This window comes from Pseudoalteromonas sp. Z1A6 (assembly GCF_011378745.1).
GTDB lineage: Bacteria > Pseudomonadota > Gammaproteobacteria > Enterobacterales > Alteromonadaceae > Pseudoalteromonas > Pseudoalteromonas arctica.
This window is the reverse complement of record NZ_WTKW01000552.1, coordinates 1-1,677: the sequence shown is the minus strand read 5'-3', so window position 1 is coordinate 1,677 and position 1,677 is coordinate 1. Positions and strand designations below refer to the sequence as shown.

Sequence of the window (1,677 nt, the reverse complement as noted above, 5' to 3'; positions counted from 1 at the left end):
AAGCCGCGTTTTTGGTTTTTTTTTACTACTCGCGAGGTAAAAAAATTAAGACAACACCTATCTTAATTGAGATAGCTTTGTTTGTTTAATTAAGGTGGATGTCTAGTTTGATTTAGCAATAAAACACAGCGTGTTATTACGTAGCTTAACGTGGTTAGGACTAGTGTATTTAGTAGGTTTTGCAGTAGCGTTTATAGTGTGGGAGCTAGCAGCCTAAATATAACCCCTTACTTTAGGGTTTTAATTAAAGCCCTAAAGCCCTCAAGCATTAAATTCTAGGATTAAATGAGGTATAAATGGATATTAGAATAGGTGAGCTTTCAAACCCACACGTTATAAAGCTACTACAAGGGCATCATAACGATATGCTAAAGCACTCACCTGCGGAGAGCGTACATGCACTGGATGTAACTAAACTTACTCAGCCCAATATAACCTTTTATAGCTTATGGATTGATAATAATTTAGCGGGTGTTGGCGCTTTAAAAGCACTAAATACAACGCATGGCGAAATTAAATCAATGCGCACTTCAAGTAACCATTTACGCCAAGGTATAGCTACTAAGTTGCTCACCCATATTATTGAGCAATCCACACTGCGTGGTTATAAAACACTAAGTTTAGAGACCGGCACCGCAGAGGCATTTTTACCGGCACAAAAGCTTTATGCTCAATTTGGTTTTAAAGAGTGTGAGCCGTTTGGTGATTATGAGCTAGACCCGTACAGCTTGTTTATGAGTAAAGGGCTTTAGCTAAAGCAAGAGATACCTGCCGCCAATCGTTTAAAATCTTTAATTGAATTTATACGCTATCTGCGTATACTTTAATGTATGAAAAGCCTATTTGTTGAATCAAACATATTCGAAAAGTACCGAGAGCTGTACTTGAGTGATGACGAGTATCGTTTATTTCAAGCAGATCTAATGGTTAATCCTAAACAGGGCGATGTGATTCAAGGAACAGGCGGCTTACGTAAAATACGAGTTGCGAGTAAAGGAAAGGGTAAGCGTGGTGGTTCAAGAGTTATATATTATTACTTGGACGATAAAAGACGTTTTTATCTACTCACTATCTACAGTAAAAACGAAGTAACCGATTTAACAGCAGATCAGAAAAAGCAATTAAAAGAATTCTTAGAGGTGTGGCGCAATGAGCAAACGTGATTTATTTTCAGAATTAACTACAGCACTTGTGAACGCTAAAGCGCATTCACAAGGAAAGCTTACGTTACGTACTCATACGGTAAATGATATTAATGATCTTGCTATCTCACCCGATGAAATAGTAAATATTCGAGAAACATTTAATATGTCGCGCGGGGTATTTGCAAACATTTTACATACATCAGCAAGAACGCTCGAAAACTGGGAGCAAGGACGCAGTGCACCTAATGGGCAAGCGATAACATTGCTAAAGCTTGTGCAGCGTCATCCTGAGACGCTAAATCACATAGCTGAGTTGTAAGTTCATGATACGTATCTAAGTAATTCAAATCTACTCTGTATTACTTATTTAAAAGACAAAGATAGACGCGAACTAATTATTTATTCATATTAATTGAGAGATATTATGACTTTAAATAGCATTTTTAATTGGTTATCAATAAAGCTCTTAATTGACGAAAAAAAAGCGGTTCATGAAGGTAAGTTATTTCAATTAGCTATTATTATACCAATT

At 36.6% G+C, this 1,677-nt stretch carries 3 protein-coding genes; all 3 read left to right on the top strand.

The features are described from left to right. The first annotated feature begins 296 nt into the window (after positions 1–296). Positions 297–752, top strand: a complete 456-nt coding sequence (locus GQR46_RS19400) for a GNAT family N-acetyltransferase (protein ID WP_165742171.1) — start codon at positions 297–299, stop codon at positions 750–752. Between the two features lie 78 nt (positions 753–830). Beyond that, positions 831–1,163: a type II toxin-antitoxin system RelE/ParE family toxin gene (locus GQR46_RS19395; protein ID WP_039486712.1), complete on the top strand. Its 333-nt coding sequence runs from the start codon at positions 831–833 to the stop codon at positions 1,161–1,163. Then, the gene (locus GQR46_RS19390) at positions 1,150–1,464 is read left to right on the top strand and encodes a type II toxin-antitoxin system MqsA family antitoxin (protein ID WP_165742169.1); all 315 of its coding nucleotides are present in this window, start codon (positions 1,150–1,152) and stop codon (positions 1,462–1,464) included. The genes GQR46_RS19395 and GQR46_RS19390 overlap by 14 nt, the downstream gene beginning before the upstream one ends. Positions 1,465–1,677 lie beyond the last annotated feature (213 nt).

What these genes read in the sequence shown, in the direction of transcription:
- GQR46_RS19395 (WP_039486712.1), top strand. Translation starts at nt 831, where the DNA reads ATGAAAAGCCTATTTGTTGAATCAAACATATTCGAAAAGTACCGAGAG.
- GQR46_RS19400 (WP_165742171.1), top strand. Translation starts at nt 297, where the DNA reads ATGGATATTAGAATAGGTGAGCTTTCAAACCCACACGTTATAAAGCTA.
- GQR46_RS19390 (WP_165742169.1), top strand. Translation starts at nt 1,150, where the DNA reads ATGAGCAAACGTGATTTATTTTCAGAATTAACTACAGCACTTGTGAAC.